The sequence below is a fragment of the Streptomyces sporangiiformans genome (assembly GCF_005768555.2).
In the GTDB taxonomy this organism is placed as follows: domain Bacteria; phylum Actinomycetota; class Actinomycetes; order Streptomycetales; family Streptomycetaceae; genus Streptomyces; species Streptomyces sporangiiformans.
This window is the reverse complement of record NZ_VCHX02000127.1, coordinates 22,690-28,689: the sequence shown is the minus strand read 5'-3', so window position 1 is coordinate 28,689 and position 6,000 is coordinate 22,690. Positions and strand designations below refer to the sequence as shown.

At 70.0% G+C, this 6,000-nt stretch carries 6 protein-coding genes and 1 pseudogene; 3 read left to right on the top strand and 4 right to left on the bottom strand.

Annotated elements, in window-relative coordinates; all coding sequences use genetic code 11:
- Positions 1 to 105: 105 nt before the first annotated feature.
- Together FGD71_RS17250 and FGD71_RS17245 are read right to left on the bottom strand one after the other, a co-directional pair.
- Entirely contained in the window at positions 106 to 1,473 is a 1,368-nt protein-coding gene (locus FGD71_RS17250) for an MFS transporter (RefSeq protein ID WP_420878314.1), read from the bottom strand.
- Positions 1,474 to 1,558: 85 nt separating this feature from the next.
- Positions 1,559 to 2,164: a TetR/AcrR family transcriptional regulator gene (locus FGD71_RS17245; RefSeq protein WP_119101331.1), complete on the bottom strand. Its 606-nt coding sequence runs from the start codon at positions 2,162 to 2,164 to the stop codon at positions 1,559 to 1,561.
- Between the two features lie 112 nt (positions 2,165 to 2,276).
- Here FGD71_RS17245 and FGD71_RS17240 point away from each other — a divergent pair, with 112 nt between their 5' ends.
- Positions 2,277 to 3,275, top strand: coding sequence for a DMT family transporter (locus tag FGD71_RS17240; protein ID WP_119101336.1), 999 nt, complete (start codon positions 2,277 to 2,279; stop codon positions 3,273 to 3,275).
- On the opposite strand, the pseudogene FGD71_RS48905 reads toward FGD71_RS17240, so the two are convergent.
- A pseudogene (locus tag FGD71_RS48905) lies at positions 3,244 to 3,348 on the bottom strand (hypothetical protein); the annotation flags it as partial. The gene FGD71_RS17240 and the pseudogene FGD71_RS48905 sit on opposite strands and share 32 nt — an antisense overlap.
- Positions 3,349 to 3,488: 140 nt before the next feature.
- On the opposite strand from FGD71_RS48905, the gene FGD71_RS17230 reads away from it, so the two are divergent.
- Together FGD71_RS17230 and FGD71_RS17225 are read left to right on the top strand one after the other, a co-directional pair.
- Entirely contained in the window at positions 3,489 to 3,908 is a 420-nt protein-coding gene (locus FGD71_RS17230; RefSeq protein ID WP_119101330.1) for a YciI family protein, read from the top strand.
- Entirely contained in the window at positions 3,905 to 5,050 is a 1,146-nt protein-coding gene (locus tag FGD71_RS17225; protein ID WP_119101329.1) for an RNA polymerase sigma factor, read from the top strand. Before FGD71_RS17230 ends, FGD71_RS17225 begins: the two co-directional genes overlap by 4 nt.
- A 304-nt stretch (positions 5,051 to 5,354) precedes the next feature.
- On the opposite strand, the gene FGD71_RS17220 is transcribed toward FGD71_RS17225, so the two are convergent.
- Complete coding sequence (locus FGD71_RS17220) at positions 5,355 to 5,888, bottom strand: hypothetical protein (protein ID WP_119101328.1); 534 nt, start codon at positions 5,886 to 5,888, stop codon at positions 5,355 to 5,357.
- Positions 5,889 to 6,000 lie beyond the last annotated feature (112 nt).

Genomic DNA, 6,000 nt, shown 5'->3' with positions numbered 1-6,000 from the left:
GGCGTTTGAGGACGAGGCCGTTCAGGCCGATACGGGGGTCTGGGGGCGCAGCCCCCAGGAACGGGATGGGACGGGTAAGGGCGGCGGGGGCGAAAAACCCCGCGCTCACCCGCCCGTGCCCTCGTGACGCCGCAGGACCGGCGTCGCAGCGGCCAGCGCAAGCGCGGCGACGATCACCAGCAGTCCGCCACCCACAACAGCCGTACGCGCCCCGAACGCCGAGCCGGCCGTACCGTGCAGCACATCGGCCAGGCGCGGACCACCCGCGACCACGACCGTGAAGACGCCCTGCATCCGCCCGCGCATCTCGTCCGTGACGGCAGACAGCAGGATCGCTCCACGGAAGACCATGGACACCATGTCGGCGACACCGGCGGCAGCGAGGAACGCCACCGCCACCCACAGGTTCGCGCTCAGCCCGAAGCAGGTGATGGCGACTCCCCAGGCGACCACGGCGGCGATGACCATGAGGCCGTGCCGACGCACACGGGAGAACGTGCCCGACATCAGCCCGCCGGCCACCGCGCCGATGGGGATCGCCGCGAACAGCAGCCCCAGCGCGAGCCCTTCCCCGTAAGGCGCGTACGTCTGTGCGGCGAGTTGTGGGAACAGGGCCCGGGGCATTCCGAGGACCATGGCGACGATGTCGGCGAGGAAGGACAGCAGCAGCACCTTGTGCAACGCGATGTAGCGGAAGCCCGCCACGATCTCTCGCATGCCGGCCCGGCCCGCCGCCGCGGTGGCCAAGGGAGGCAGCGCGGGGAGGCGGTAGACCGCCCACACGGTGAGGCAGAGGGCGAGAGCGTCGATGAGATAGAGCTCGGCCAGTCCGATGACGGGAATGAGAGCTCCGGCGAGCAGGGGCCCGGCGACGAGTCCCGTCTGCATGACGGTCGAGCCGAGCGCGTTCGCGGCGGGCAGTTCGTCCGCGGGCACGAGCCGGGCGATGGAGGCGTTGCGGGCCGGGGAGTTGAGGCCGAAGAACGCCTGCTGGAGGGCGAGCAGCACCATCAGGACGAGTACCGAGTCAAGCCCGGCGACGGCCTGGATCCAGAACAGGAGTGAAGTGACGGCGATGCCGGTATTGGTGACGAGGAGCAGCTTGCGCCGGTCCACGCTGTCGGCGATCGCGCCGCCCCACAGGGCGAAGACGACGAGCGGGAGGAATCCCGCGAGGCTCGCATAGCCCACCCAGGCCGAGGAACCGGTGATGTCGTAGATCTGTTTGGGTACCGCGACGGCGGTGAGCTGGCTCCCGACGGCCGTGACGACGGTCGAGGACCACAGGCGACGGTAGGCCGGGCGCCGCAGCGGGCGGGTGTCCATCGCCCACCGGCGCCAGCCGTGCCTGGGCGAACCCGCTGAAGCCGACGCCGAGGCCTCGTTCCGCTGGGCGGCAGCGTCATCGGTTCTGTCGCCGGCACTGTCGCTGTCACCGGCGCTGTCCTCGGTGCTGCTCTTGCTCGTGTCCACGCTCGTCCTGGCTGCTTGGTACATCTTTCCGTGTCGGGGTTCACTATCGCGGATCGGAGAGCGGCCGCCGCCTGGCGGGGTGCGCTCAGCGTGTGGTCGGCCCGCCGCGGGAGTTGTCCAGCAGCGCCCGTGCTTCCTCTCGGGCGTGGTCGAGCGAGCCCGGGAAGATATCCAGGCCGTGTGCGACGAGGGCGCCTTCGTGGAGCAGCATCAGGGTGCGGCCGAGTGAGTCGGCCTCGGCGGGGGCGAGGGCGCGTACGAGATCGGTGAACAGGGCGAGCATCCACTGCTTCTGCCCGGTGATGATCGCGTACGCGGGGTGTGCCGGATCGTCGATCTCCGCATGGGCGTTGACCATGCTGCAGCCCCGGGAGCCGTGGTCCGCCATCCAGTCGCGTGAGGCGTCGAAGACGGCCAGAAGCCGGTCGTGCGGGGTGGGGGCGTCCTCGAGGCGGGGTGCGAGGAAGGCTCTCCAGCGCTCGTCGCGGTCCGCGAGGTATTCGACGACGATCTGCTCTTTGGAGCCGAACCGGTCGTACAGCGTCTTCTTGGTGACGCCGGCCTCGGCCGCGATGAGGTCGACTCCGACCGCGTGGATACCGCGCTGGTAGAACAGCCGCCCGGCCGCCGCCAGCGCACGGCGGGCTCCGGGGGTCAGGGGTACACGGCGGGGGGCGTTCGCGGTCGTCATGACTCCAGCATAGACCGATCTGTATACTCGGCAGCGAACTCAGGTAGACAGATCGGTTTACTCGACCGGGATCGGCCGACCTCGGCCTCCCGCCCCGGAGGTGCTCGACACCGTGAACGTCCTGCTTTCCATCGCGTTCGTCCTGGCCTGGAGTTCCGGCTTCATCGGAGCCAAGCTCGGAGCCGGGACCGCATCGGCCGTCACGCTTCTCATGTGGCGCTTCCTGCCACTGGCGCTCGTTCTCGGCATCGTGACCCTGATTGTGGCGCGCGCGTCCTGGCGCGCACTGACTCCGCGGGACCTCGTGCGGCAGGTCGCCGTGGGGGCGCTGTCGCAGAGCGGCTATCTCCTCACGGTCTATTACGCGATCGAGTTGGGCGTCTCCAGTGGCACGACGGCCCTGATCGACGGAACGCAGCCATTGGTGGCCGGGGCGCTGGCCGGACCCCTGTTGGGCCTGCCGGTGTCACGTACGCAGTGGGTCGGGCTGGGTCTGGGCGTGACCGGCGTCGGCATCGTCACCGCGGCGGACGCCGGGGCCGGGACGGGCACCGAGTGGTGGGCGTATCTCGTGCCCTTCGCCGGCATGCTCTGCCTGGTGGCGGCGACGTTCCTGGACCACCGGTCGTCCGGTGCAGACGTTTCCCCGATGGTGTCGATGACCATCCACGTCGGCACAAGTGCCGTCGCCTTCACCGCACTTGCCGCGGGAACCGGAGCGGCGGCACCTCCTGCGAGCGCCTCCTTCTGGAGCGCCGTGGCCTGGCTCGTGATCCTTTCCACCTTCGGCGGGTACGGACTGTACTGGCTGATCCTGAGGCGATCGGGTGTGACGAAGGTGAACGCCCTCATGTTCCTGATGGCTCCGGTGACGGCCGTATGGGGCGCCCTGATGTTCGGAGAGCCGTTCGGGGTGCAGACGGCTGTGGGACTGACGCTCGGCCTGCTGGCGGTGGCCGTCGTCCATCACGGCGACCGCCAGGGCCGAGCACGGACGGCGGCACGGCACCTCAGCCCCCGGCGAGCAGCGTGGCGCCGAGGGCGACCATCGTCACTGCGATCAGACCGTCCAGGACACGCCACGCCGACGGCCGGGCCAGAAAGCCGCTGAGCAGCCGGGCGCCGAAGCCCAGCACGGCGAACCAGCACAGGCCGGCCCCTGCGGGACCCGCCCTGCACGGCATCGAACCGCCAGACGGCTCGCCCAGGCTCATCTACGAGAGCCAAAAAAAGTTCGGACGGCGATGTCGAGAACCCGTGACTGGCTCCGTCCCCGCCATGAACGCGACCACAATGGGTCGCATCAGTACCGAGGAGAAACGCGATGGCCAAGTACTTGCTGCTCAAGCACTACCGCGGAGCCCCGGCTGCGGTCAACGACGTGCCCATGGACAAGTGGACGCCGGAGGAGATCTCGGCCCACCTGCGGTACATGAACGAATTCGCGGCGCGGCTCGAGAAGACCGGCGAGTTCGTCGACGGTCAGGCGCTCGCCCCCGAGGGGACGTTCGTCCGGTACGACGGCGAGGGCCGCCCCCCGGTCACCGACGGCCCGTTCGCCGAGACCAAGGACCTCATCGCCGGCTGGATGGTGATCGACGTCGACAGCTACGAGCGAGCCATCGAGTTGGCCGGGGAGCTGTCGGCCGCCCCTGGGGCGGGCGGAAAGCCGATCCACGAATGGCTCGAGGTGCGCCCGTTCCTGGCCGCGACGCCCACCATCACGGAGTGCCCTCATCGATGAACGAGGCCCTGCTCCGGAGCCTCACGCCGAGCGTGCTCGGGATCCTCGTCCGCCGCGGAGCCGACTTCGCGGCGGCCGAGGACGCCGTGCAGGACGCGCTGGTCGAGGCGGTCCGCGTCTGGCCGGCCGACCCGCCGCGGGATGCGAAGGGCTGGCTGGTCACCGTGGCCTGGCGCAAGTTCCTCGACGCGACCCGGGCGGACGCCGCCCGCCGCCGGCGTGAGGACCTCGTCGACGAGGAGCCGGCGCCCGGGCCCGCGCCCACGGTGGACGACACACTCCAGCTCTACTTCCTGTGCGCCCACCCGTCACTGACGCCGTCGTCCGCGGTCGCGCTCACGCTGCGCGCCGTCGGCGGGCTGACCACCCGCCAGATCGCCCAGGCGTACCTGGTGCCCGAGGCGACCATGGCGCAGCGCGTCAGCCGGGCCAAGCGCACGGTCTCCGCCGTGCGGTTCGACCAGCCCGGCGACGTCACCACCGTGCTGCGCGTCCTCTACCTGGTCTTCAACGAGGGCTATTCCGGCGACGTCGACCTCGCCGCCGAGGCCATCCGGCTCACCCGGCAGCTCGCGGCCGCGATCGACCACCCCGAAGTGGCGGGGCTGCTCGCCCTCATGCTGCTCCACCACGCCCGGCGCGCCGCCCGGACCGCGCCCGACGGCAGCCTGGTGCCGCTCGCCGAACAGGACCGCGGCCGGTGGGACACCGAGTTGATCGCCGAGGGCGTCGAGATCCTGCAGGCGGCCCTCGCCCGCGACCGGCTGGGCGAGTTCCAGGCCCAGGCAGCCATCGCGGCACTCCACGCCGACGCGCCTACCGCCGAGGAGACCGACTGGGTGCAGATCGTCGAGTGGTACGACGAGCTCGCGCGCCTGACCGACAGCCCGGTCGTCCGGCTCAACCGCGCGGTGGCCGTCGGCGAGGCCGACGGACCGCGCGCCGGCCTGGCGGCGCTCGCGGCGCTGGACGACTCACTGCCCCGCCACGCCGCGGTGGCGGCGTACCTCCACGAGCGCGACGGCGATCTGGCGACGGCGGCACGGCTGTACGCCGAGGCGGCCCACAAGGCACCCAACCTCGCCGAGCGCGACCACCTGACACGCCAGGCCGCCCGGCTCAACGCCCGCCGGTGTCACTGACGGGTCGCGCTCGGATTCTCCCGCGGCGCTCGGCGCGGCCTCGTGGCCGGCGGCGACGACATGCGCGCTGAAAGCGTGGTGTCTCAAAAGAACCGCCCCTGACCCATCTGCGACGGTTCGGCCGGCTGAAAAGCGGTTCACCCGGGCTCATCAGAGGAGTCAAGGAACGGCGTCTTCACAGGAGCGGCACGAGCCTTGTCAAGCTCGATACAATTCCTCTATCCATTTCCTCACAATTGACCGCCACGAGGAGCCACGCGCATTTGCCTCTGGCAAAGAGCGGTGAGCGATGCCGCAGACCCGATCAAGCGGTTGAGCCCGGACCGGCTTCCTTCCGCAGGAAGCTGGTCACCTGGGCAGCGAGGATGTCCATCGGAGTATCGGAGCGCGCGCCGACCCCTATGGCCGACTCATGCAGGTCGATGCCACCCGACCAGAGATACCGCTCGGTCCAGTCCTCGTCGACCTTCAGCTGGACCTGGATGTCCACCTGGGACAGGCTCGAGTCGTTGGCCGCGGCAAACAGGACGGCAGTGACCCGGCGCAGCGGGTAGACGTCGAAACCCTCGATGAACTGCGAGTTCCTCCAGTCGAGGAACGCCGCCTCGCCGTCGGCGCCGACCCGGACGTCGAGCTGGCCGTCTTCGAGATGGATGCCGAAATGCACCGTCGTACGGTTCTCGACGGTCACCCGGAACCTGAAGTACGTCAGACCTTCGGCAGCGTCGTCACGCCCCCGCGGCGGCTCCGCTTTCTCCAGGCCGTGGACGCGGACACGCAGGCCGGCATGCTCGTCGTCGCACTCCTGCCAGTCCCCCACCACGTTCGGCTCGTACACAGTCCACCTCTCGGCCTCAGAGAGCTGCTTCCTATCTGTGCGCGCGGCAACGTGTCAAATGAGCAGAATGGGCGTTGGCCAGGGTTTTTGCCCCTCTTGATCGGCGATCAAG

Bases quoted from the DNA above. Each gene is read 5' to 3' on its own strand.
- FGD71_RS17230 (WP_119101330.1), top strand. From the start codon at position 3,489: ATGGCCAAGTACTTGCTGCTCAAGCACTACCGCGGAGCCCCGGCTGCG.
- FGD71_RS17245 (WP_119101331.1), bottom strand. From the start codon at position 2,164: ATGACGACCGCGAACGCCCCCCGCCGTGTACCCCTGACCCCCGGAGCC.
- FGD71_RS17225 (WP_119101329.1), top strand. From the start codon at position 3,905: ATGAACGAGGCCCTGCTCCGGAGCCTCACGCCGAGCGTGCTCGGGATC.